This is a genomic window from Cohaesibacter gelatinilyticus (genome assembly GCF_900215605.1).
Taxonomy (GTDB): domain Bacteria; phylum Pseudomonadota; class Alphaproteobacteria; order Rhizobiales; family Cohaesibacteraceae; genus Cohaesibacter; species Cohaesibacter gelatinilyticus.
On the sequence record NZ_OBEL01000003.1, the window covers coordinates 379,101 to 401,864 of the forward strand.

Here is a 22,764-nt window from a genome sequence, read left to right on the forward strand (position 1 = left end):
AAGCCAACTCAAACGCTTTCCCAAATTTTGGGGCTGCAATCATCCGGTTCGCAAAAACAGCATTGTTTGCTACAGCCTGCAGGATCGATTGCGCGGATACGGCCACGTTTTTCCAGATCCTGCAGCATGGCCTTTGCAGCATCTGGCTCTGTGTCCAGATGAAGACAAACATCGGTTAACGATACCCGTTGCCGTTCACGTATATACTGAAGAAGCTTTCTCAGGATCACAACGGCATCTCCTGTACGGGGATTTGCGAGCTTCGTGAGCGACGCCCAAATTGGTACAGGGAACCGATTGCCACAGCCAGAAAGCCCAGAATACAAGCAATCCAGATGCTGGAGCTGGCCTGATGCTGGCTGAATGTACCAAGCTGATAAACCAGTACTGCACTACCATAGGCAAGACCGGTTGTCCAAACCACGGCAAATGAAGCCCAATGGCCGCCAATTTCGCGTGAGATGGCGCCGATTGCTGCAACGCAAGGGGTGTAAAGCAGGATCATCAACAGATAAGCAAAGGCACCCAGCTGTCCGTCAAAGCGCGTCACCATGGCACCAAAGGTTGGAACGTCCACTTCCTGCTCCTCAGCGGCGATGGTGTGGTTGGAAATATCGCCAATATCGATTCCCAATGGATCGGTAAGGCTTGTGGTCAAATCCAAAAGGTTTGCAGGAATGGTCGCTGCGGCATCAGTCAGTGAGGAGAGCAAATCAAAGACTTCATCCTGATCAGCTGATATATCTCTTTGCGCCTGTTCTTCAGCGCCAAGTTGGCCATAGAGAGAATTCAACGTGCCGACAACGGCTTCCTTGGCAAAGATACCGGTAAACAGGCCAACAGTTGCTGGCCAATTCTCCTCACTGAGCCCCAGCGGTTCGACGATAGGAGTGAGAGATTTTCCGATCGTGGCCAAAACAGAATTCTCACTTTCTTCGTTGCCAAAGCTACCATCGGTACCAATTGAAGAAAGAAGACTGAGAGCCAGAATGACCACAACAATAACTTGCCCTGCTTCAAGAATGAAATGCTTGAGTTTCTCTCCGCTTCTTTGAATGGCGAGTATCAGGCTGGGTTTGTGATAGGGAGGCAGCTCCATCAGGAAAGGATCGGCTTTGCCTGAAAAGAAACAGGCTTTCAAAACAAGGCCGGTGAAAATGGCAAAGCACAATCCAATCAGATACAAGCCAAAGACCAGATTCTGACCGTTACTGGGAAAGAAGGCTGCCGCAAACAAAGCATAGACCGGCAAGCGCGCACCGCAGGACATGAAAGGTGCCATCAGGGACGTGACAAGTCGTTCCTGTCTTTTCTCCAATGTCCGCGTTGCCATGATGGCCGGAACGGTGCAGCCAAAACCGAGCAACATGGGAACAAAGCTTTTGCCGGGTAGGCCAATGGTGCGCATGGCACGATCCATGACAAAAGCGGCGCGGGCCATATAGCCGCTTTCTTCCAAAAGGGTCAGAAACAGGAACAGGAAGCCAATAACGGGAATGAAAGTCGAAACGGTCTGAATACCGACCCCGACACCCTTTGGTCCCACCGCAATAAGCCAGGCCGGTGCTCCCCATTGATCAAGCCAATAGCTGGGACCATCGACAAGCAAGGCACCCATAGCCTGATCAAAGAAATCGATGAAGGCGCCAGATAGATTGATGGTGAATAGGAACATCAAATACATGATGCCAAGAAAAATAGGCAGCCCCAGAAAGCGGTTCAAAATGATCTGATCCAGCCGCTCGGTCCAGTTCTTGGAGATGCGATCTTTATAGGTGGTCACCTGAAGCGTGATGTGATTGGCAAAATCATAACGACTATCGGCGATCAAAAGATCAGCATCTTCACCTGTACTCTTCAAAATGGCTGATTGTTCAATCTGTAGAGCCTCAAAATCAGCAGGCGTTAAAAATGACAAGGCTTTGCTGTCACCAGCCAATGCCTCAATAGCCAACCAGTGCGGATCGACCTGAGCGCCTGCTGCTGTTGCTGTAAAGACATCTTTCAGGCGTGAAAGAGATGCTGGCAACGGTGTGGCATAAGGAAGCTGAATGGTACTTTTGCTTTTGGTCTTTGAGAGCTCATAGAGTGTGTCTTTTAGCAGATCCAGTGATGCGGCGTCGCCATGCTTTATCGGAATGACAGGAACGCCGAGTTCATCCGATAATTGCTGGTAGTTGATTTCCAATAGATGACCCTGAGCGCGATCAACCATTGTGAGCACTACAATCAGCGGAATGCGCATTTCCAGAAACTGACTGGTGAGATAGAGATTGCGCTCCAGATTGGAGGCATCAAGAATATTGACCACCAGATCGGCCGAATGAGAGAGGAGATAATCACGCGCAATGCTCTCATCCAGACTGCTGGCATGGGCATTGCTAAGCGAGTAGGTCCCCGGAAGATCAATCAGTGTGACTTCCATATCTCTATGGCGGAAATGGCCTTCTTTGCGATCAACCGTGACACCTGCCCAGTTACCAACTTTCTGATGATCTCCAGTCAAGGCATTGAACAGACTGGTTTTGCCGCAATTGGGGTTTCCGGCAAAGGCTATTTTTGCGGAGGACATTTGATGACCTCTCAGCGCAGGATTTTTTCGATCTTCATGCCATCAGCGTCGGCTTTTCGCAGGGAAAGAGCAAAGCCTCTGACACGAATTTCAACCGGATCTCCAAGAGGCGCAACGCGTTTTACGGTAAAATGGGCGCCACGGGTCAGGCCCATGGACAACAGACGCGCACGAAAGGCGCCATCAGAAACTCTGATTGCCTTGATGCGGCCTTCGTCACCGACTTTCATTTCCCGAAGCGTGATGCTCATTTTGGATGGCCCTGATACTTGCAATTGAAAATGACTTGCAGAAAGAATAGAGAGCCTTTGAAGACCTGAATATGATCAAAATCAAATATGAGAAACTCAACAATATTGCATTGCTATAGGCTTAACGCCAATCTTAGCCATGCAGCAGATCGGTCAGGCTCACACCACGATATTGTTTGGTTTGATCCAGCATGACATGGCTGGCAATTTGCAACTTACCACCGACTTGGCTGAGAAGATCTTCTGTCACGGCGTGATAGCGCTGAATATCGGCACAGACAAAGCGAACGAGATAGTCGAACGAGCCACTCATCTTCAGGCATTCCACCACATCGGGCAATTTGGCAATGGCTTCTTCGAAGGTGGCAAAAATACTGTGGTCGTGATCGCGGATGGTAATGGTTGCCATGATGGTAACATGGCGGCAAAAGCGATCCAGATCGACAAGACCCAAATAGCCGGTGATCAGGCCGATGTCTTCAAGTCGCTTGACTCGTTGCAGACAGGGGCTGGGAGAAAGGCCGACACGCTCCGACAATGCTTTATTGGTGATCCGGGCGTTGGTTTGCAATTCTTCAAGAATGCGTAAATCAATTCGATCCAGCTTCGAGCTTTTGCGCGGCACGGCATTTTTCTCCAAGAGTAAGGGCTTGTTCCCAATAAAATTTTGAAGAATATAAAATAACTTATCACGAAATGCGAGTTTTATTGTGATATCAGATCTATAGAGTTTGAAATAAAATTTCGTTTATTGAGTTTCTTTGGACACTCCCGATAGTCACAGAAGAGGATTTGATATCTCCAGCTATTTCCTGTTCTCCTCATCGGGCCAGTGGCGGGGATGTGGCTAGGAACCACTAACAACAGATGAATTTTTTAATTATGTACAATTGCTTAGCTAGTTATCCTGAAATGAAATCTCCTATTTTGATTTACCGCTTTTTAAGGCATTCTGCATAGTCTTTCTCAGGAATAGCCCCATTAAACGCCGCCAGAAAACAGGCTGGTTCCCAAGAAAAAGCCTGGATTGGACGACCAAATGCATGATCTTGAAGCCTTTCAGCGTATTTATGCCAGATTTCTGTTTGGCTTTCTTTGGCTTAATTGCCTGATTGCAGTCGGGATAGAAGCCTATCGCGGAGATCAGGTTTTGCTGGTCGGCGCTGCAGGCATCGGCACAATGGCAGGTGCTACGGCAATCTGGTTGTTCGGGAAACAGCAAATTTATGTGCGTTTGGCATCAGCCGTGGCCATGGCCATTCTGGTAGGTTTGATGGTGTATGCTATGAGGGCTGATCCATGGCAGATTGACACGCAAATGTATTTCTTTGGTGCGGTGGCAGTGCTGACCGGGTGGTTCGATTGGCGTCCGATTTTTCTTTACGGCGGTATGATCGGACTGCATCATGTGGGATTGAACTTTCTGGCACCGCAAGCTTTGTTTCCAACAGGAGCAGATTTTGGCCGGGTGATACTTCATACTGTTATTTCCGCACCTCAAATCACGGTCTTGATGGCGCTGGCTTTTATCCTCAAAACGGGCATCGACAATATTCAAAAGGCCATGGATAAAGCCCAGGATGCACAGCAGGAGACTTCTCAACTTCTGGACCAGCAAAAAGAGGTCACGGAACAAGAGCGCGAACGCCAGGCCCGCCTTGAAGGCTTTACAAATGACTTCGAAGTCAAGATCGAAGAGATTGTCTCATCTGTTCGCTCTTCTTCTCAAGATCTGCATCATACAGCCGCAGATATGTCGACATTAGCCGAAGAAACTCAGAGCCGGGCAGAGACTGTGAATATTGCCTCACAGGATGCATCGGGCAATGTTACCAATGTCGCTGCGGCAACCGAACGTTTGACTGGATATATCGAGGAGATCCGCTCTCAGATTGACAGCTCCCAGACAGTAACGGACCAAGCAATTTCCACCGCAGATCAGGCGGTGGATTCCATTTCCAAATTGGTCGAGCGCGCCGAGGCGATTAACAACATCTCCGATCTCATCAACGGTGTCGCCGACCAGACCAATCTGTTGGCTTTGAACGCAACGATCGAAGCCGCGCGGGCAGGGGATGCCGGGCGTGGTTTTGCCGTTGTGGCCAGTGAGGTGAAGACCTTGGCGGAACAAACCGCCAAGATGTCCGAAGAGATAACCAACGAGATCCGCTCGGTTCAGTCCATGACATCAGGAGCAGCAACCGAGATCGAACAGGTGAAGCGGGTTATCGGGCAGATTGATAATTCTCTAGGGGCAGTGGCATTGGCCGTGGATGAAGAAGCAAAGGCGACTTATGAAATCTCCGATTCCATTTCGTCAGCAGCAGAGCAAACAGCCGTGCTGGCGGAGAACGTGGAAGGGGTGCGTGGTACGGTAAACACGGCTACCAAAGCCTCAGGACTAGTGGAGAATTCCGCCTCGAAGTTGGTTGATAAATCTACCTCGTTGGAAGTGGTTGTGTCAGACTTCCTGAAACAGGTGAAGTCGGCCTGAATGGCAAGGTTATCGACCAAGCCAGATTATCCCACTAAAAAGCCCTGCTTCCTGGATTGGAAGCAGGGCTTTTTAGTGGGATAATCCGTAAGATGAAGCATAAAGTGCTGCATTAGATTGACCCTGTGCGGAAAAAATGCATCATTTTGCACATCTGCAAGTAAAAATTCTCACAGCCAACAAGGATCACCGTCATGTCAAAAGCCAGCCGTCTGGATCGCCGCTCGGTTCTCGCCGGATTGGCGACCTCTGGGGTAGCCACTCTTGCTACACCGTCCATCGTCAAAGCAAATGAAGCCATCACCTGGAAAATGGCCATGTCCTGGCCCAAGCAAGTGCCCGGTGTTGGCGTCAACGGAGTGCGTTGTGCCGAGCGTATCACCAAAATGTCCGGTGGACGGCTGACGGTAAAGGTTTTTGGAGCTGGTGAGCTGGTACCACCTTTGGAGGTTTTTGACGCGGTATCCTCTGGCTCAGCCGATATGGGCCATGCTACGCCATATTATTGGCAAGGCAAGGACAAGAGTTTTCATTTCTTCACGGGCGTTCCCTTCGGTTTGACGCAAGTAGAGCATGCGGCCTGGTTACGCTTCGGAGGTGGTCAGGAGCTTTGGGAAAGGGCTTATGAGCCGTTTGGTGTCTTGCCTATGTACGCTGGTTCATCGGGCACACAGGCTGGTGGCTGGTTTTCCAAGGAGTTGAACAGCCTCGATGACCTCAAGGGTTTGAAAATGCGCATCGCTGGTCTTGGTGGTGAAGTGTTGCGTCGCCTTGGTGCGTCGGTTGTGATGTTGCCGCCAACGGATATCTTTTCCGCTCTGCAGTCTGGCACCATTGATGCGGCAGAATGGGTCGGGCCATGGAATGATCTGGCTTTTGGCCTCTACAAGGTGGTCAAGAACTATTATATGCCAGCCTTCCATGAGCTTGGTCCTGCATTGGAAGTGACCGTTAATAAAGAAAAAATGATGGCGCTGCCAGAAGACCTGCAAGCCATCGTACGGGAAGCGGTTCAGTCAACCGCAATGGAAACCATTGCCGATTTTGCTTATCATAACATGATGTCACTTGGCCCGCTTTTGGCAAAAGAAGGCGTCCAGCTGAAGTCTCTGCCAGATGATGTAACTATGGCTCTGGCCAAGGAAAGCGCCGTTGTTACCAAGGAAATCGCTGATAGCTCACCACTTGCGGGTGATATCTACAAAAGCTTCATCGATTTTCGCCAGAAAGCGTCAGACTATATTGCCATCTCCGAAGGTGAGGCGCTACGTACTCGAAAAATGGCTCTGGAGCTGTAAGTCCAGCTTCGAAAAACAGTTAAAGTGCACTCAAGGCCCGGCCAAATTGGTCGGGTTTTGTAATTTCAGGCTGGATAATTGAGCCAAGGCATGAGATAGGCAGAAAAAGTCTCTGGTCGTTTCGACAAGGCAAGGGTATAAGCGCATCCATGACCAAACAAAGCTTTGATAAAATCCGCAACTTTTCCATCATCGCCCATATCGATCATGGAAAGTCCACGCTCGCCGACCGGTTGATTCAATATACCGGTGGCTTGAGCGATCGCGAAATGTCTGATCAGGTACTCGATAACATGGAGATCGAGCAGGAACGTGGTATCACCATTAAAGCGCAAACCGTCTCGCTCACCTATGAAGCGGACGATGGTGAGACCTATACGTTGAACCTGATGGATACACCGGGCCATGTTGACTTTGCCTATGAGGTCTCCCGCTCGTTGGCTGCCTGCGAAGGTTCTCTGCTTGTCGTGGATGCCTCACAAGGTGTGGAAGCGCAGACCTTGGCCAACGTTTATCAGGCGATTGACAACGACCATGAGATCGTGCCGGTCCTGAATAAAATCGATCTGCCTGCAGCCGAACCAGAGCGCGTGCGTGAGCAGATTGAAGATGTGATCGGCATCGATGCATCTGACGCCATTGAAGCCTCTGCCAAATCCGGCATCGGCATCAAGGAGACGCTGGAAGCCATCGTGACCCGTTTGCCTGCGCCAGAAGGGGATATTGAAGCACCCTTGAAGGCGATGCTGGTGGATAGCTATTACGACGTCTATCTCGGTGTTGTGGTGATTGTGCGGATCATTGATGGCGAGTTGAAAAAAGGCGATAAGATTCGCATGCTTGGCACCAATGCCACCTATGATGTGGATCGTATCGGAACTTTCACACCGAAAATGGTGGATGAGAAAGTGCTTGGTCCCGGCGAAGTTGGCTTCCTGATCGCATCCATCAAAGAGGTAGCTGATACCCGTGTTGGTGATACCATCACGCACGAGAAAAAACAGTGCGAAGCTCCGTTGGAGGGCTTTCGCCCAGCTCAGCCCGTGGTTTTCTGTGGTCTTTTCCCGGTTGATGCCAATGACTTTGAGGATCTGCGCTCCGCCATGGGCAAGCTGCGCCTCAATGATGCCAGTTTCTCCTATGAGATGGAAACATCAGCCGCTCTGGGCTTTGGTTTCCGTTGTGGTTTCCTTGGTCTGTTGCATCTGGAAATTATTCAGGAGCGCCTGTCTCGCGAGTTCAATCTCGACCTCATCGCCACAGCACCAAGTGTGGTTTATGAGATGGAAATGACCAATGGTGATGAGATTACCTTGCACAATCCCGCTGATATGCCTGATGTAGTCAAGATCAAGGAAATTCGAGAGCCCTGGATCAAGGCTTCCATCATGACCCCGGATGAATATCTTGGTGCGATTCTGAAACTTTGCCAGGAGCGCCGTGGCATTCAGACTGATCTGTCCTATGTCGGCACTCGTGCCATGGTGCAGTATGATCTCCCTCTCAACGAAGTGGTGTTTGATTTCTATGATCGCCTGAAATCCATCTCCAAGGGTTATGCAAGCTTTGACTATCAACTGGCGGACTATCGCGCTGGCGATTTGGTGAAAATGTCCATTTTGGTCAATGATGAACCGGTCGATGCATTGTCCATTCTGGTGCACCGCTCGCAAGCTGAAGCGCGTGGCCGATCCATGTGTGAAAAGCTGAAAGATCTGATCCCTCGCCACATGTTCAAGATTCCAATTCAGGCTGCACTGGGCGGTCGGGTGATTGCGCGCGAAACCATTTCAGCCATGCGTAAGGATGTGACCGCCAAATGTTATGGCGGCGATGCCACGCGTAAGCGTAAGCTTTTGGAAAAGCAGAAAGCTGGCAAGAAAAAAATGCGCCAATTTGGCAAGGTGGAAATTCCACAAGAGGCCTTCATTGCCGCTCTCAAAATGGATAGTTGATCTGACAAAGCGTGTTCCTGAAAAACTGGAATACTTTTCAGATAAGAATTCGTTTCAAAAAATAAATGCTTTCTGGTGATCCAACGGTCCTTGAAAAGGACCCGAAGTCTTCAAAACAAAACCCGCCATTTCGGCGGGTTTTTTGTTTATATGATGGTTTGCTATTACGCAGCTGAGCTGGCTCGTTTTAGTCTCGGCCGTTCAGCTGATACGCGGTTGCGGCCATCATTCTTGGATTTGTAAAGGGCCATGTCGGCTCGTTTGAGCAACTCGTCAATACTTTCACCGGGTCGATAAATGGCAACCCCGAAACTGGATGTGACAGTCACGGTAGATTTGTTCAATCGAATGTCAGTCTCTGCAATTTCACGGCGGAGCAGGTCAGCCACACGGCTGGCCTGAAGAATGGACAAGCCATTGGTGACCAGCGCAAATTCTTCCCCCCCAAGCCGGGCCAGAATACCGTCATGGCCAGCAGCCAAAGTTGCGACGGTCTTGATGACCTCATCTCCCACATCATGACCATATGTATCGTTGACGGCTTTGAAATGGTCAATATCGAACATGATGGCGCAAAGGTCCTCACGTTGGCCGGGTTGATCAATCAGATGATGGACCTGTTCGAAAAAAGCGCGACGGTTGTATAGATTGGTCATTGGATCCCGTGTGGCCAAATGAACCAACTGACGTTGAAGAAGGATCATGCGCTCGGCGACGCGCATTCGTGCATGCAGCGTTTCTTCATGCAATGGCTTTTGCAAAAAGTCATCCGCGCCAGTATCAAGAGCTTCGACCAAAAGCTCGGCATCATCACTCTCTGACATGGCAATGACATAAAGGCCTTTTCGCTGGTCTGCCAGAATTCGCGCATTCCAGCATAGCTCCAGCCCTGTCATGCCATTGGTTGCGAGCGAAGTGAGTATGACATCAATATTGGGAGTAGTCTCTATAAAGTTCCAGGCTTCATCAGCATCAGAAAAAGCATAGACGGTCTCCTTGCGCGACTCCAGCATATACTGGATCACGCGGCTACTCTCCTGATCGCTTTCAATCAGAACAACCTTCATCTGCTTTTCAGCCTCCACAACCGGACGTACCAGACCAATATAGATCAATGGTCTTAATGCAATCTGAAAATCTTGTGTTTTCAACGTTCTGACGCAAGAAATGAAAAAGTTTCGGCTATTTTTTTGCAAATGCAGATTGCAAATGCAGTGATTTTGGAAGGAAATGGCGAAAATGCGCGCTTTTGAACCTGTAAGGCCAGGTGAGTGAATTTCAGGTTTCCGGGGCAACCCGAAGCAAATATTGCTCCGAACGGAAGATCTCGCGATCCCTTTTGCGCTCCAGTTTATCTATTTCTTGTCCCAGTTGTCTTATCTGGCGTGAAAGGTTCAGCTTGCGAGCACTTGTCTCCGCCTTGGTGAGATTCTTGTAAGTCTCATCCTGACGCAGATCCTTCTGCAGGCCATTACGCTCCTGTCTTGCCGCCGCAAGATCCAGTTCAATCTTGTGGAGGTTCGATCCACGATCATAGGCGCCGACGAAGGCTTTCTCCGTGCCGGCGGGACAAATACCCTGATATCGATAGCCTTGCCGTCCAACCCGAAAGCCGTTCTCGGCAGTGCAATAGCGCTGTAAACCTGCCTTGCGGCCCTCACCATATCGCTTGATGTCAGGCGAAATATCATAGCGCTGACAGGCCTTGATATGATCTTTCAAGCGCGTCTGAGGATAGCCTTCCAAAGCATCTCCTTGACCCAGCTTGTACCAGTCGGTGATCTGACATTCTTCTTCTGATAGACTGGCACAACCAACAAGAGAGAGCAGGCTCAGACAAAGAATGAGAAATAAGCGCATGAACATCTCTTCTGTGGCAATTGCGGGCGAGTGATCACTTATGGTTAACAACTCGTCGATAAGCTCGCAAGACAAAGTGGTGAAACTCAAAATAAAGACGCCATAGATCTGCCAAACATGTATGATCTGACACGTCTTGTCACAGTGAAGAGACAAGTCACGAAAGAGGAAATCGAGACCATGGGCCAATCGGGGCAGCGATACTTTGCCAGGCAATGTCTGGATGCGTCTTGCAATGTGAAAAAGGCCAAATCCTGGTCGTCCTCGTTTGGAGCGATGATTTTGTCACTCGCACTTGTTGTGCCGATGATGTCATTGGCAAGCAAGCCGGCGATTGCTCAGACTGCAGCCAAAAAATTGTTCGGAAAGAAACGTGCCCCGGCCAATTTGCAGGCCCGGGCCATTGGGTCTTACGCCAAAGGATGTTTGGCCGGAGGGCGTGCGCTTTCCATCGATGGTCCTGCCTGGCAGGCCATGCGCCTGTCTCGAAACCGGAATTGGGGTCATCCGCAACTGATTGCATTTCTGGAACGTCTTGCGGTAGATGCTCAGGCTTACGACGGCTGGAATGGATTGTTGGTAGGGGACTTGGCTCAACCGCGTGGCGGGCCAATGCTCACTGGACATGCTTCCCATCAAATCGGTCTGGATGCTGATATCTGGTTGCGCCCTATGCCCGCGCGTCGCTTCACGCGGAAGGAGCGTGAAAAAGTCTCGGCAATTTCCATGCTGAAAAAAGGAACGCGCACGGTGGATTCCAATAAATTCTCCATGGCGCATTTCCGTGTGATCAAGCGAGCTGCCTCTACCCCCGGCGTTGCGCGGATCTTTGTCCATCCAGGTATCAAAAAGGCCCTATGTGATCGGGCCGGGAATGATCGTGCCTGGTTGCGGCAAGTTCGCCCCTGGTATGGCCATCATTATCATTTCCATGTGCGTATGAAGTGCCCAAATGATAGTGTCGGCTGTAAAAATCAGGCTCCGCCGCCAGCGGGAGATGGATGCGGCAAAGAGCTTTCCTGGTGGCTCTCAGACGAGCCTTGGAAACCAAAGAAGCCAAAAAAACCAAAGAAGCCCGGCAAGAAGCCTAAAAAGAAACGCCAAATCACTTTGGCTGATTTGCCGCAAGCCTGTAGCGTCGTTTTGGATGCAGCCCCTGCCACCGGGCAAGCGACTCCTGTCATGGCAGCAAAAGCAGCCAATTACCAATCAATACCGGTGTTGTTGCAACTGCCCAAACCAAGACCGCTTCAGCGCTGAGCTATAAGAAAGGCTGCCGTTTGGCAGCCTTTTCAGTTTCAACTCTAGCGCAATTTCTATGCATCACTGACATGGATGGGTAAACCAACCGGGCAACTGACGCCTGTTCCGCCAAGTCCGCAATATCCGTCAGGGTTTTTGGCCAGATATTGCTGATGATAGCCCTCGGCAAAATAGAAATCTTTGGCAGCAATAATTTCAGTTGTAATGGTACCAAGTCCACTTTGAGCCAGTGCACGCTGAAATGCTTGCTTGCTTTCGATTGCTTCCTGCTTCTGCTCATTACTGTAGATATAGAGCCCGGAACGATATTGGGTACCAATGTCGTTCCCCTGACGCATTCCTTGTGTCGGATCGTGATTTTCCCAAAAGTGGACCAGCAGATCGCCATAGCTGACAATTTGGGGATCATAAATCACCAAAACCACCTCATTGTGACCAGTGCCCCCAGTACAAACTTCTTCATAAGTCGGATTGGGGGTATAGCCAGCACTATAGCCAACCATGGTTAAATAGACGCCATCCAGCTTCCAGAACAATCGCTCAGCACCCCAAAAGCATCCAAGCCCGAACATGGCACGTTCATAGCCTTCGGCAGGCTCCGCAGTCAGTGGTCTATCATAGACATAGTGAAGCTTTGCGGTCGCGATTGGTTGCTCTCTGCCTGCAAGAGCGCTTTCAGCGGTTGGCATGACGGCCTTTTTTCGTTCAAATCCAAACATGACAGCACTCCTTGATAAATTACACGCTCACCACTTTGGGGCGGCGCTTTCTACCTAGATAAATCAGGAACAGACCCATGATACCACCAACCAGCCAGGCAGGCATGGTCAGAATGCTCTGGACAGTCGGATCCCAAATAAGGGGATGAAGATTTCTCTGAATGACCGCTTGTGCCAGATTGAGGCTGGCATTATCGAATTCGAACCAGCTTTCCCCAAGTGATTTGATGACAATTTCATTGGCTGCGATGGATCGCACACCATCGAGAACCAGCCCCAAAAGAGCCAGAGCACAAATCCAAAGGCCAGAGAGTCTGAGCACAAAAAGAAGGAATTTCATTAAGTTAGCCTTTTAATAGTCAGGATCGTCACCTGTTGGGAAATCAATTTGTTCCAAAACAACATCGGGCAACACTAACCTAAGCAAGGTGATGGCAAAGCACAAATCAAATTCTGTTAACAGCTTCGTGGAAAGCGGGTTGCGTTCAATCAAATTTTGGCTATAGTGCGCCCACAAATTGGTATGGAGAGGTGGCCGAGTGGTCGAAGGCGCACGCCTGGAAAGTGTGTAGGCGGGGAACCGTCTCCAGGGTTCGAATCCCTGTCTCTCCGCCATTCGTCTAATGGCAAGACGTAACTACGTCTCTAAGACGTTGATTTCATTGAAAGCATGATGATCCCTGCGGATCGGGAACTCCCGGTCTTGGTACAATTGTTGGTACAGGGAATTCCGTCATGTGGGGCCTTCATCTCAAGCGTCGCAGCAAATGGTGGTACTATTATCGCGCTGTCCCCAAACAGTATCGCGACGTCGAGGCACGCTCTCAAATCTGCTTCTCACTCAAGACCAGCGACTTTTCCAAAGCCAAACTGCGAGCCGCCCAGATTTCCGCAGACCTGGAAGAAGAGTGGCAAAAGGCCGTCGATCTCGGCATCTCGCTGTCCAGCAGGAATGAAGCAAGGCGATATGAAGCAGCCACTCAGTGCCAATTGGATCGTGGACTTGCTCCGACCAACTCCAATTCCATGTCCAATGACGAGCTTCTGATGCGCCTGCGCATGTTGCTGGATCGAGCGGCTTCTGTGCCGGAGCAAAAAGCACTTCTTGGCTTGGTAGAAGTGCCGCAAATGTCAATGATGGAGGGGTTCGAACGTTTCTGGGCCCATATCGAGGATGAATGGTCCGGTCTCAGCCATGATCAAGTGCGAGCCAAACGCAACGGCTATCTCAAGGCCTTGAGCAATTTCCGGGAAGCGGTCGGTGATGTGCCGCTTTACCAAGTGGAACGCCGCCATGCCATGGATTTCCGAACATGGTGGCTGAAACGCCTGAAGAAAAGAGGCCTGAAACCGCATACCGGTAACAAGGACATCAATGCCTTGCGTCGATTGATCACGACCAACTATGACATAGACGCTTATCAGGCGGTCAATCCGTTCGCTCGCATCAAGCTGAAAGACGAACCGCAAACGCCAAGAATCCCGTTCTCGAGCGAACAGATCAAGAATGCGATCAAACCCGGAGCGTTGGGCAAGTTGCATCCGGATTTCGTGTTGCTTTTTCGCTTGCTGGTCAATACCGGTATGCGACCGGTGGAAGCCATCGGTCTGGAACTGTCCGATATTCGTCTCGATCATGAGGTTCCTCATGTCCATATCAGGCGGAATGGTATACGTGGTCTCAAGACCGATCATTCCGAAAGGCTCATTCCTCTATTGGGTGCCTCATTGGACGCGGCCAAGGAACTAGTTGATGCTGGAGGATGGGGCAAGCGGGCAGGCAAGAACATGTATGCGACCAGCCTGATCAACCAGCATTTGCGTGAAAATGGCATTGTCACCGAAAAACAGCAGAGCCTTTATTCCTTGCGGCATTGGTTTCAGGATCAACTCACCAAGCAAGACGTAATTGACCGAGCCCAGGCCCAGTTGATGGGGCATAAATTCCATCGTCCCAAATATGGCTATGGCAAGGATTTGCAGGAGCTGCGTGACATCATCGTCCGATTTGCGATTGAAGCGCCTTGAGGCGATTTCGGGAAGAGTTCAAGGCTGATTGCTGCTCGAATATTGCTTGCAGGCGTGCATGAAGGCCGAGCAAATTGGCTTCCTCCCGCTCATCGCAGGAGGCAAGCAAATCAGCCAGCAAGTGTTCCATCTTTTCAAATTCGTGTTCAGTCAGAAAGATCATGCCTGAGAGTCGCACCAATAACCGACTGAAAGGAGGGGCGGAGCTACGTCCATTGTTTTCAGAGGTGCAAAGAAAGATCCTGGTTGCGGTAATTCTGACATCGGAGGCAGATATGCACCACAAAAGAGGCAGACCTCGCAATCGGCGAGCCGGATGCAAGCTCTGTAAACCATGGAAAGTCAATGGCATACGGAGCGAGAGCATCGAAGGTGAGAAATTCAGCGATCATCGGAGACGTTTTGCTTTTTCAGTCCAAAAGGACTCTTCAGCAGATCTTCGACGAGTTGGCAGATCAAACGGTTTTTAGAAATTTCACTGCCAATGGGTAGGCCTCAACAAATTCCGCATAGCCTTAGGTGAGGAATGGCATCTTCCGGCGTTTGGAATTCCAATGAAATCACCAGACACCAGAGCAAATCAGTAGATGTCCTGCCGTCTGCTCTCGGGCAAAAAATATGCATAGATGTGTCCATCAACATGGAGGAAGCAATGAGAGAACCAAACGAGGAAGAACTTCATGTATTCCACAAAGAACACTTCTCTGGAATCTGCATGATGCTCTTTGAAAACATCGGAGAATATATCTGCGAAAATCCCCTTGTTGCCAAACACGAGGTGCTGGTTGCGCTTGCAGAGATTGCCTGTAAGGCGCTTTTTGAGCTGAATACACGCGTACTTATGATCGACTATGAGGGCCCGGCTTCAAAGCCAAATCTTGAATTTATTGAGCAACTGATCTCCCAAATTGGAAACAACAATTCAGACGGAGTTTGATATGTTCAGAAAAGTCTCAGAATTTGATCGCGGGATGCTATTCCATAGCGTTGAATTAGCATCAATACTGGTCGAAAATGACATTAGAATGAACCCGCTTGTAGAGAACAATTCAAATATTGCTAGACAAGCAGACTACTTACACACCCTTTTTGAAGAGTTCAAAAAGAGCTTGATAGAACATTACGATTTTCGGTGAGCCAGAAGGTGCTCCATACGTTCAAATTCGTATTCAGTCAGAAAGATCATGCGAAAACATCGCACGGATAGCCTTTTCTAAAGAGGGGCGAAGTTCCGTCCGTTGAATACTGAGGAGGAAAGCATGATCGTGGTTGTAGATGAATCAGAAACATGAGGCTGGCTATGCATCACAAGAGAAAACGCCCAATCAATCGTCGAGCCGGTTGCAAACTCTGCAAGCCGTGGAAAATCAATGGTGTACGTAGAGACAGTTTTGAAGGCGAAACGCACTCTGATCGCCGTCGTCGCTTGGCCTGGCCATTGACCAGACGGGAATTCGCACAAGCTAAGTCTCGCTTTTACTGAAAGTGCGCGCAATACATCCGCTCGGCAACTACCGGATCCTGCGATAGGAACCTATTAGCGCAAAGATTGCGCCGAATACACTTGGCTTTAGAATCGTGCCATGAGATCCCCTGAAACAAGCCTCGAGCCCGATTGCCCAACTTATGAAGCTTTCCAGCTGACATGGCACGGAATAGGCCTAACAGTTCGCCATAGCCCAGCGTGGTATCAGCAACAGCAAGATGGGTTTGTGACCCAACATATCGAAGTCATAAGTGATGATCGTGTTCCGTTGCCAATCACGGAAACAGGTTATCGATCCCATTTCATGAACGGGCAGGACGCCCTCGGTGAGTTTGAGGGTGATCCCGTGGCCTTTGTCAATTGGTGGTTGGATGAGGCCGCACAGTCGCCAGATTGGCTGGCAAGCAGACAACTATCGTTGTTTTGACCAACCAGTTATAGCCTCCTCGCAACCATCCCCACAGAAGGCACCGACCATTTTCCTCGTGCCTCAGAGAGCCCGATCGCGGTCGTCAATTTCGTCTCCGGCCGTCATTTTTTGCGTGGCTCATATGTTTGGGCCGTTCCCTCCCCCAAAAAAACTTCCCTCACTCTGGTTGAACTAAATCAAACGGATATTGCCACTGGTACGTTCGTAGCGAAAACCTGTCACTATATGCTCGCTTTTACGAAAAGCGAAACCAAAGCTGCCGTCGCTTTGACAGCTTTCCGTGCTTTCCCATAATGGAACCGAGTACAGCATCGCTTCACCAAGATCGAGACCTGCTTACCGCTGAAAATGCGGCTATCCGGGCATCATAACGCACGCTTTTCGTAAAAGCGGAACTGGCGACGACGTGCTCGCTGATCTAACCCCCTCCAATATGCCGAACGATACCGGCCATCCGTGGAACAAGGATCGTGCTGTCGGGCAAAAGCGGCCATTTACCCAAGACCAAATTCGCCAACTCGCCAATCTTCTAAAAGATGCCGAGCGCCAACGAGAGCTTACGCTGTTTTGTCTTGGGATAGATACCATGCTGCGCAGTTCCGACCTGGTACGGTTGCGCGTCAGAGACTTGATTGACCAGAATGGCCAACCCAAGCCCGACTTCTCATCAAGTCAACAGAAGACCGGGGCGGCGGTGGTCAGCGTCATAACACCGTTTAGCCAAGCCGCACTGAGGACTTGGATTGAAGTTGGAAATTTATCGCGCCGTGACTACCTGTTCACGTCCCGATCCGGTGACGGATCAAAACCGATCACGACGAATTTCCTCCGACGATTGGTGAAGAAATGGGCGGCAGAGCTCGGCCTCGATCCAACTGATTATTCCGGCCACAGCCTTCGACGATCCAAACCCTCACATCTCTACGCACAAGGCGTCCGTCCAGAAATGCTGCGCCTGCTGCTCGGGCACAAAAGCCTGCAATCGACCCAGGCCTATCTCGGGATCGACCAGAACGAAGCCTTGGCTCTTGCTCGCAAATTCGATTGTTTCAAGGAGTTCTGATATGCGTCAAGATCGCAAAAAACACCGTGCACCGCATAGCCTTCTGGCTGGTCAAAATTCCCTAAAGTCAAATCTTTTTTGTCAAGAAAATTTGACAAAAACACCAATTTCCCTAGAAAATAGAGATACTTACTTATCTCTCCTCAAAATGGGAATCGACAAGGGAAAGGCTCTCGGGGCAATGATGCTGGGCGCATTAGCGGTTGATCCGGCATTAGCAGAAGAACAACAACCATCCGTGCAGTTGGCCGGAATGACGAGCGGACAGGTCACAGATTGTGTGGCTTTCGTAAAGCAACAGCGTGCTTTGGCTGCAGAACATGGCAATCCTATGAGTCGAACAGCTGCAATGGCTATGCTTGGTCAATGCGAGAATGGTGAACTTGAAAAAATCATTGCTGAACAACAACGTGTTATAGCCGCCCTGAGAAATGAAATAAAAGCCATCCAGCTTGAGATTGTTGAAAATGGGCAGATCATTGACGCCAACGGGCGAGCAATCGCCAAAATTGTCGCGATCAATGGCCAGTTGATCATCCGAAAACAGGAGTTGGATACCGAGATTGCGTCTTCGCGTGCTCGGCAGGATGAGTTAGTACGGCAAGCAGAAGCAATTCTTCAGCGATTGGCTACGTCATAACCATCGTTTTACGGCGTTGTTTCCAGACCTCAAGATTGTTATTATATGATCCAGTGGAATTGTTCTGACGGGATCGCTAGGCATGATGCTAACACGTTATTTTTTATGTGCTATTTCTCTTAGTGCATTGATTTCTCCAACTGAGGTAGGCGCTGGAGACAACGTCGGATCGCATAGGATCGAACGAACGACTGATTGCGTGGCGTTCGTCAAAAAGCAGAGAGCTCTTGCGGCAGAAAATGGTGAAGTGATGAGCCGTCGAGATCAGAAGCTCATCCTATTAGATTGTCGAAATGGCGAGCTTGAGGACCATATTGCTAAGCAAGAACGTATTCTATCTGCCCTTGATGAGCAAATCCGACAGCAAAATTTTCGATTGGAAGCGCAAGGTCGTATTATCGATGATCAGGGGCAAGAGCTTGCACGCGTCATTTGGGTGAATCGAAAACTGGTTTTGCGCCGTGAGACTGCCGAGGTGGAGCAAGCCCAGATCTTAGATGAAATTGAAGCGTACCTTGTTGAAAACAGTTTTTGAGAGGAAGAGAATGCCGATTCGAATTTTGAAATGGCAGCGGCAAAGAAACCTTGCGACCAGTTCAGTCGCCGACGCTATTTGCCCATTCCTAACCTCGATGTTGTCAATTATCCAGTAACTGAACAGTATCTGGTCATCGCGATTCACGGCAAAGCGGGGCGTTTTCCAGAAGCAGACCAAGTCATAACCATCGCTTTACGGCGTTGTTTCCAGAACTCAAGATTGGTATTATGTCATGCTGTGTAATTGTTCCGACAGGGTCACTAGAAATGATACTAACACGTTATTTTGTATGTGCTATTTCTCTTTATGCGTTGATTTTTCCAATTGAGGCAGGCGCTGAAGACAACGCCGGTTCTTATCTGATCGAAGGAACCTATAATCTTCAAGCGACCAACTGTGTAGCATTTGTGAAAGACCAACGTTCACTTGCAGCAGAAAACGGGATGGTACTGAGCCGGGCTGAACAGAAGAACCTGCTTCATCAATGTCGGAACAGCGAATTAGAGGCAATCATTGCAGAGCAGGAACATGTTCTGGCAGCACTTGATGAGGAGATCAAAGCCATCCAGCTTGAGATTGATGAAAACGGGCAGATAATTGATGAGAACGGGCGGGCGATCGCCAAAATTGTCGCGATCAATGGCCAGTTGATCATCCGCAAACAGTTGGAAGCAGAGATTGCTGAGACAGAAGCTCGTATTGCCGCTCTGGAGGCTGACACTGAAGCCAAACTCGCTGAAGCCGAACGAATTCTCCAAAGACTAGCCACTCAGTAAAAGACGCTCTCCTTAGCTGTTTTCAATACTCAAGATGATATCATATCCCACTTCTGGGGGAGGAAGGGCCATTGAACATGACGCAAACCCATCTTTTTGTGTGTACCATTTTTGCTTTCTGTCTTGCATTTCCAATTGAGGCAGGCGCTGAAGACAACGCTGGTTCCTATCGGATCGAAGGAACCTACAATCGTCAGGTGACCGACTGTGTGGCATTTGTAAAAGATCAACGAACATTGGCGACTGAAAACGGCGTCGTGATGAGCCGTCGAGATCAAAAGTCAATGTTGCATCAATGTCGAAGTGGTCAGCTCGAAGCCCGAATTGCTGAACAAGAACGTATTCTTGACGCACTTGATGATGAAATCCGGCTGCTTGACTTGAGGCTAGATGAACAAGCCCAAATCCTTGATGAACAAGGCCGAGTTCTGGCGAAAATCATTGCGATCAACGGCCAGCTAATTGTTAGAATACAAGCTTCAAAAGCAAGGATTGCCGCTCTAGATGCTGATAATGCGGCTAAGCTGGCGGAAGTTGACTTAATCCTCGATAGAATTACTCAACACCTCGTCATACATAGCAAAAACTAATAACATATTGAAATATATATAAATTTCTGATAGTATATGTAGAATTTTCTTTGATGAATACAGAAGCTCCCGGCAGTCGTGATGATGGCTCTTCTCTAGCTCAGGGTATACGGGGGGTCGAGAACGGGGCTATTCGTCCAGAAGACATTACAGATCTGACCCCAGACCAGTTGGACGATAAGATTAAAGCCGCCATTACGGAATTCAACAAATCCTTTGATGACTGCGATCCTCAGAAGGTTCGTGAGGCATTTTGTAATGAAGAACCACGCGTAACGAGAGAAACACTGCTCAATGATCTGGATGGCTTGGAACAGCGCGTCATGTCCAAGTTGGAAGCAGAAAGCAGCGTTGAGACAGAGGCGGCTCGAAAAAACCGGTTAGGCCAGTTTGTGGTGACGCATTTTTCCGATGTCTGCCCGCCCGTGCGGAACGAATTGGCGGTGGATGAATGTATCGGGTTTGAAGATCGTAGTCGGGAGATGTGGGAAGATCCAACATTGATACTAACCGATGAAGACGCTCAGGACCCAACACTGCGTAAAACGATCGAAGAAAAAATCTCATTGACTATCGAAGTCGCCGCCAATGAAGAAACGATCACCGAACTGACTGCTGACCGTGATCGGAAAGCTACCACTCGCGATGAAACTGTTGTTGAAAGAGACCGGGTTGCGGAAGAGCGAGAGAGAGTAAATGCTGAACGAACAGCACTTGAGGCGAACGTGGCGTCAGCTGAACGTACATTAACAACTGAAAAATCCCGAGAAGCTGACAAGGAAGCCGACCTCAAAGCCATTGAACAGGCGCAAAGCCAAAAAGGCGCTAAAGGAACTATTGGGGTTCTGAAAATGTTGCTTGAATGCGGTCGTTTGAAATCACCGGAAATGCGAGGTAAAGTCCAGCAAGTTCTGGCGCAATTACAAAGCTTAGCCAACATGGGAAGCACCCCGGAGGCTCAAACTTTTTTCCGGCAAGCTGTTGAGCAGAACAGCGTTAATTTCGTTGGATCGTCACCAAACCAAATTTATGCATCATTGATTTCTCATATTGATGCCGGTCTTGCCTCAGGCGCTATCACGGAAAGTGACGCCAACGCCGCACGGGTGACGTTGGGAGTGTCGCCAAAGACATCAAACGAGCCGTATAAGATCCCGAAGGACTCATCTCAAATGGCTCGTGATCTGCGGGAACGGCGAAACACTGAAAAACAAGTTCCCAAGATTGACCCGGCCACCGGAGAGCCAATGCGTGATGACGACGGAAATATTATCTATGAGACGGTCATTGAAGAAAACAATGACATTATTCCGATTGATCATCCGTCCTTGAATATTTACCTCAAACCAGAACCGGGCAGTGACGCCTATTATGTTCATATTCTCAGCGAGTCTCGATTGCCACTGGTGGAACGAATTGATGCCGACAACTTCGCAATGGGTGGCATGAACGAAATCAACTATCTGGTCGCCACAGCAGACATGGAACAGCAGGGTTACACCGATATGTTCGGTTCTCAATTCACCTCAAATGAAGTCCGGCGACACAACTATGAGAATTTCGTGCGGGCAACCGGTATGAATCCGGATTTCGGAAATCTTTGGACGACTGAACATTCCGACCGCATTCGCCAAATGATGCAAATGCTTCATCCAAGGGGCGATCTGGGGCGAGATGACGTTAATCCGCAAAACTGGAAGGTACGAGCAACAGAACTTGGTGTTTACGACCCCGAGGCCGATCAATGGGACTACGATGCTTTGACACTCTGGCGAAATAGCAAGACGTTTGACACGGTCGGAAAGGACGGGGATGCACTCATCCGATCTGGAGAAGCAGCATAGCAACAATTCTGACAAGGCCAGTCTCTCAAATCTAGCAATGAGTAAACACAGCAACCGGCTTCACGAGCTCCTGAACAGAAACCTCTTTCTTGGTAACGAAACCAAGCGACAATTGCTTGAAGCCGATGAAAACACTATCACCGGCATTCTGCCGGAGCTAGAGGCAATGGACGCTGAGCAAACCCGAGTTTTCAAGGGAGCAGTCCAGCGTAATCCGGACTTCTTTGATGATTGGAGCGAGGCCATAGAGCGCGGTCAGGCAACATAGTTTGATTTGCTATCGCTTGCGGATCAGGTACTGTTCACGTGACTAATCCCCCTTCTATGGCCAATTTCAAACCCAAGGTATATTTCTCGGAAAACAGAGCTCTTGTCATTGATCTGTTGGGCGATGGCAATGCGATCGCCATTGATCATACCATGCCCGCCATTCTGCGGGCCGAAGCTTTTGACCGTGAGGCCTTTGAGCAATTCTGGCAGTTTGTTTTCCCACTATGGCTGGTAGACGACCAGTATTCTGTGAAAACAAAGCGGGGAACGAGAGCCAATCCTGTCTTCGTTCAATGGTCGGATCACATCCAACTTGTGCATTTTGGCCTGGTCAAGGATGGGAAAGTAGACGAAAATCGACTTTGGTTCATCCTCAAAGTCATAGGTCGCTATTGGAACTACAAACCCAAACCTGGCCTGCTTTTTGAAGCATACAAGTCGAAGGTATCCGATAAGTCCGTTGAGGAGCTATTGGCCAAACTTGCTGACAAAGAAGCACGTGTATTTGATCTGGGTCGCTTGCCAGAAATGAAGGAGGAGGCACATCAGAAATTCATGAGGGCAACAAACACCTCACGAAGATTCAGGCGTAAGAATAAGAGGAAAAAGCGCTAATCATCAGCCTGGCTAGCAGGCTGGCTATAACCGCTAATTGAACACGATCGGCTTCAATTGATCATCGGTCTC

General features: G+C 49.4%; 23 protein-coding genes and 1 tRNA gene. 16 read left to right on the top strand and 8 right to left on the bottom strand.

Going from position 1 to position 22,764, the window contains the following annotated elements; genetic code table 11:
* Window positions 1-8 precede the first annotated feature (8 nt).
* From CRO57_RS25395 to CRO57_RS15665, 4 genes are all read right to left on the bottom strand, one after another.
* Entirely contained in the window at window positions 9-230 is a 222-nt protein-coding gene (locus CRO57_RS25395) for a FeoC-like transcriptional regulator (RefSeq protein WP_170956127.1), read from the bottom strand.
* The gene (feoB, locus tag CRO57_RS15655; RefSeq protein ID WP_097154397.1) at window positions 227-2,572 is read right to left on the bottom strand and encodes a Fe(2+) transporter permease subunit FeoB; all 2,346 of its coding nucleotides are present in this window, start codon (window positions 2,570-2,572) and stop codon (window positions 227-229) included. The genes CRO57_RS25395 and feoB overlap by 4 nt, the downstream gene beginning before the upstream one ends.
* 11 nt (window positions 2,573-2,583) lie before the next feature.
* On the bottom strand, window positions 2,584-2,823 hold the full coding sequence (locus CRO57_RS15660) for a FeoA family protein (RefSeq protein WP_097154398.1): 240 nt from the start codon (window positions 2,821-2,823) through the stop codon (window positions 2,584-2,586).
* Window positions 2,824-2,956: 133 nt separating this feature from the next.
* On the bottom strand, window positions 2,957-3,448 hold the full coding sequence (locus tag CRO57_RS15665; RefSeq protein ID WP_141401256.1) for an Lrp/AsnC family transcriptional regulator: 492 nt from the start codon (window positions 3,446-3,448) through the stop codon (window positions 2,957-2,959).
* A 414-nt stretch (window positions 3,449-3,862) separates the two neighbouring features.
* Here CRO57_RS15665 and CRO57_RS15670 point away from each other — a divergent pair, with 414 nt between their 5' ends.
* From CRO57_RS15670 to lepA, 3 genes are all read left to right on the top strand, one after another.
* The gene (locus CRO57_RS15670; protein ID WP_097154400.1) at window positions 3,863-5,317 is read left to right on the top strand and encodes a methyl-accepting chemotaxis protein; all 1,455 of its coding nucleotides are present in this window, start codon (window positions 3,863-3,865) and stop codon (window positions 5,315-5,317) included.
* Window positions 5,318-5,511: 194 nt separating this feature from the next.
* The gene (locus tag CRO57_RS15675; protein ID WP_097154401.1) at window positions 5,512-6,615 is read left to right on the top strand and encodes a TRAP transporter substrate-binding protein; all 1,104 of its coding nucleotides are present in this window, start codon (window positions 5,512-5,514) and stop codon (window positions 6,613-6,615) included.
* Window positions 6,616-6,764: 149 nt separating this feature from the next.
* A complete protein-coding gene (lepA, locus tag CRO57_RS15680) occupies window positions 6,765-8,570 on the top strand; it encodes a translation elongation factor 4 (protein ID WP_097154402.1) in 1,806 nt (601 codons plus the stop codon).
* Between the two features lie 164 nt (window positions 8,571-8,734).
* On the opposite strand, the gene CRO57_RS15685 is transcribed toward lepA, so the two are convergent.
* Both CRO57_RS15685 and CRO57_RS15690 read right to left on the bottom strand, forming a co-directional pair.
* Window positions 8,735-9,721, bottom strand: a complete 987-nt coding sequence (locus tag CRO57_RS15685; protein ID WP_097154403.1) for a diguanylate cyclase — start codon at window positions 9,719-9,721, stop codon at window positions 8,735-8,737.
* A gap of 127 nt (window positions 9,722-9,848) precedes the next feature.
* Window positions 9,849-10,430 (bottom strand): DUF2799 domain-containing protein, encoded by a 582-nt coding sequence (locus CRO57_RS15690; RefSeq protein ID WP_170956128.1) that lies wholly within the window; start codon window positions 10,428-10,430, stop codon window positions 9,849-9,851.
* 306 nt (window positions 10,431-10,736) lie between these two features.
* Here CRO57_RS15690 and mepA point away from each other — a divergent pair, with 306 nt between their 5' ends.
* Window positions 10,737-11,690 carry a penicillin-insensitive murein endopeptidase gene (gene mepA / locus CRO57_RS15695; RefSeq protein WP_244580126.1) on the top strand — a complete coding sequence of 318 codons (954 nt, stop codon included), beginning with the start codon at window positions 10,737-10,739 and terminating at the stop codon, window positions 11,688-11,690.
* A gap of 56 nt (window positions 11,691-11,746) precedes the next feature.
* Here mepA and msrA read toward each other — a convergent pair whose 3' ends face one another.
* Complete coding sequence (gene msrA / locus CRO57_RS15700; RefSeq protein WP_097154405.1) at window positions 11,747-12,412, bottom strand: peptide-methionine (S)-S-oxide reductase MsrA; 666 nt, start codon at window positions 12,410-12,412, stop codon at window positions 11,747-11,749.
* Between the two features lie 19 nt (window positions 12,413-12,431).
* Window positions 12,432-12,752: a hypothetical protein gene (locus CRO57_RS15705; RefSeq protein ID WP_097154406.1), complete on the bottom strand. Its 321-nt coding sequence runs from the start codon at window positions 12,750-12,752 to the stop codon at window positions 12,432-12,434.
* A 185-nt stretch (window positions 12,753-12,937) separates the two neighbouring features.
* Here CRO57_RS15705 and CRO57_RS15710 point away from each other — a divergent pair.
* From CRO57_RS15710 to CRO57_RS15780, 12 genes are all read left to right on the top strand, one after another.
* Window positions 12,938-13,027, top strand: a tRNA-Ser gene (locus CRO57_RS15710).
* A 120-nt stretch (window positions 13,028-13,147) separates the two neighbouring features.
* Entirely contained in the window at window positions 13,148-14,440 is a 1,293-nt protein-coding gene (locus CRO57_RS15715; protein WP_097154407.1) for a DUF6538 domain-containing protein, read from the top strand.
* A gap of 526 nt (window positions 14,441-14,966) precedes the next feature.
* Window positions 14,967-15,377, top strand: a complete 411-nt coding sequence (locus tag CRO57_RS15725; protein WP_097154409.1) for a hypothetical protein — start codon at window positions 14,967-14,969, stop codon at window positions 15,375-15,377.
* Between the two features lie 646 nt (window positions 15,378-16,023).
* Complete coding sequence (locus CRO57_RS15740) at window positions 16,024-16,353, top strand: hypothetical protein (RefSeq protein WP_097154412.1); 330 nt, start codon at window positions 16,024-16,026, stop codon at window positions 16,351-16,353.
* Between the two features lie 409 nt (window positions 16,354-16,762).
* Complete coding sequence (locus tag CRO57_RS15745; RefSeq protein WP_141401257.1) at window positions 16,763-17,419, top strand: tyrosine-type recombinase/integrase; 657 nt, start codon at window positions 16,763-16,765, stop codon at window positions 17,417-17,419.
* 1 nt (window position 17,420) lies between these two features.
* Window positions 17,421-18,059, top strand: a complete 639-nt coding sequence (locus CRO57_RS15750) for a hypothetical protein (RefSeq protein WP_097154414.1) — start codon at window positions 17,421-17,423, stop codon at window positions 18,057-18,059.
* Window positions 18,060-18,141: 82 nt separating this feature from the next.
* Window positions 18,142-18,594, top strand: coding sequence for a hypothetical protein (locus CRO57_RS15755; RefSeq protein ID WP_097154415.1), 453 nt, complete (start codon window positions 18,142-18,144; stop codon window positions 18,592-18,594).
* 203 nt (window positions 18,595-18,797) lie between these two features.
* A complete protein-coding gene (locus CRO57_RS15760) occupies window positions 18,798-19,373 on the top strand; it encodes a hypothetical protein (protein ID WP_141401258.1) in 576 nt (191 codons plus the stop codon).
* 77 nt (window positions 19,374-19,450) lie between these two features.
* Entirely contained in the window at window positions 19,451-19,963 is a 513-nt protein-coding gene (locus CRO57_RS15765) for a hypothetical protein (protein WP_097154417.1), read from the top strand.
* A gap of 323 nt (window positions 19,964-20,286) precedes the next feature.
* A complete protein-coding gene (locus tag CRO57_RS15770; RefSeq protein WP_141401259.1) occupies window positions 20,287-21,807 on the top strand; it encodes a coiled-coil domain-containing protein in 1,521 nt (506 codons plus the stop codon).
* A gap of 37 nt (window positions 21,808-21,844) precedes the next feature.
* A complete protein-coding gene (locus tag CRO57_RS15775; protein ID WP_170956129.1) occupies window positions 21,845-22,075 on the top strand; it encodes a hypothetical protein in 231 nt (76 codons plus the stop codon).
* 38 nt (window positions 22,076-22,113) lie between these two features.
* Entirely contained in the window at window positions 22,114-22,692 is a 579-nt protein-coding gene (locus tag CRO57_RS15780; RefSeq protein ID WP_141401260.1) for a hypothetical protein, read from the top strand.
* Window positions 22,693-22,764: the final 72 nt, after the last annotated feature.

Coding starts and splice junctions, on each gene's coding strand:
- feoB (WP_097154397.1), bottom strand. CDS start 2,572: ATGTCCTCCGCAAAAATAGCCTTTGCCGGAAACCCCAATTGCGGCAAA.
- CRO57_RS15660 (WP_097154398.1), bottom strand. CDS start 2,823: ATGAGCATCACGCTTCGGGAAATGAAAGTCGGTGACGAAGGCCGCATC.
- CRO57_RS15670 (WP_097154400.1), top strand. CDS start 3,863: ATGCATGATCTTGAAGCCTTTCAGCGTATTTATGCCAGATTTCTGTTT.
- CRO57_RS15675 (WP_097154401.1), top strand. CDS start 5,512: ATGTCAAAAGCCAGCCGTCTGGATCGCCGCTCGGTTCTCGCCGGATTG.
- lepA (WP_097154402.1), top strand. CDS start 6,765: ATGACCAAACAAAGCTTTGATAAAATCCGCAACTTTTCCATCATCGCC.
- CRO57_RS15690 (WP_170956128.1), bottom strand. CDS start 10,430: ATGCGCTTATTTCTCATTCTTTGTCTGAGCCTGCTCTCTCTTGTTGGT.
- mepA (WP_244580126.1), top strand. CDS start 10,737: ATGATGTCATTGGCAAGCAAGCCGGCGATTGCTCAGACTGCAGCCAAA.
- msrA (WP_097154405.1), bottom strand. CDS start 12,412: ATGTTTGGATTTGAACGAAAAAAGGCCGTCATGCCAACCGCTGAAAGC.
- CRO57_RS15705 (WP_097154406.1), bottom strand. CDS start 12,752: ATGAAATTCCTTCTTTTTGTGCTCAGACTCTCTGGCCTTTGGATTTGT.
- CRO57_RS15715 (WP_097154407.1), top strand. CDS start 13,148: ATGTGGGGCCTTCATCTCAAGCGTCGCAGCAAATGGTGGTACTATTAT.
- CRO57_RS15725 (WP_097154409.1), top strand. CDS start 14,967: ATGGCATCTTCCGGCGTTTGGAATTCCAATGAAATCACCAGACACCAG.
- CRO57_RS15740 (WP_097154412.1), top strand. CDS start 16,024: ATGAGATCCCCTGAAACAAGCCTCGAGCCCGATTGCCCAACTTATGAA.
- CRO57_RS15750 (WP_097154414.1), top strand. CDS start 17,421: ATGCGTCAAGATCGCAAAAAACACCGTGCACCGCATAGCCTTCTGGCT.
- CRO57_RS15755 (WP_097154415.1), top strand. CDS start 18,142: ATGATGCTAACACGTTATTTTTTATGTGCTATTTCTCTTAGTGCATTG.
- CRO57_RS15765 (WP_097154417.1), top strand. CDS start 19,451: ATGACGCAAACCCATCTTTTTGTGTGTACCATTTTTGCTTTCTGTCTT.
- CRO57_RS15770 (WP_141401259.1), top strand. CDS start 20,287: ATGTCCAAGTTGGAAGCAGAAAGCAGCGTTGAGACAGAGGCGGCTCGA.
- CRO57_RS15775 (WP_170956129.1), top strand. CDS start 21,845: ATGAGTAAACACAGCAACCGGCTTCACGAGCTCCTGAACAGAAACCTC.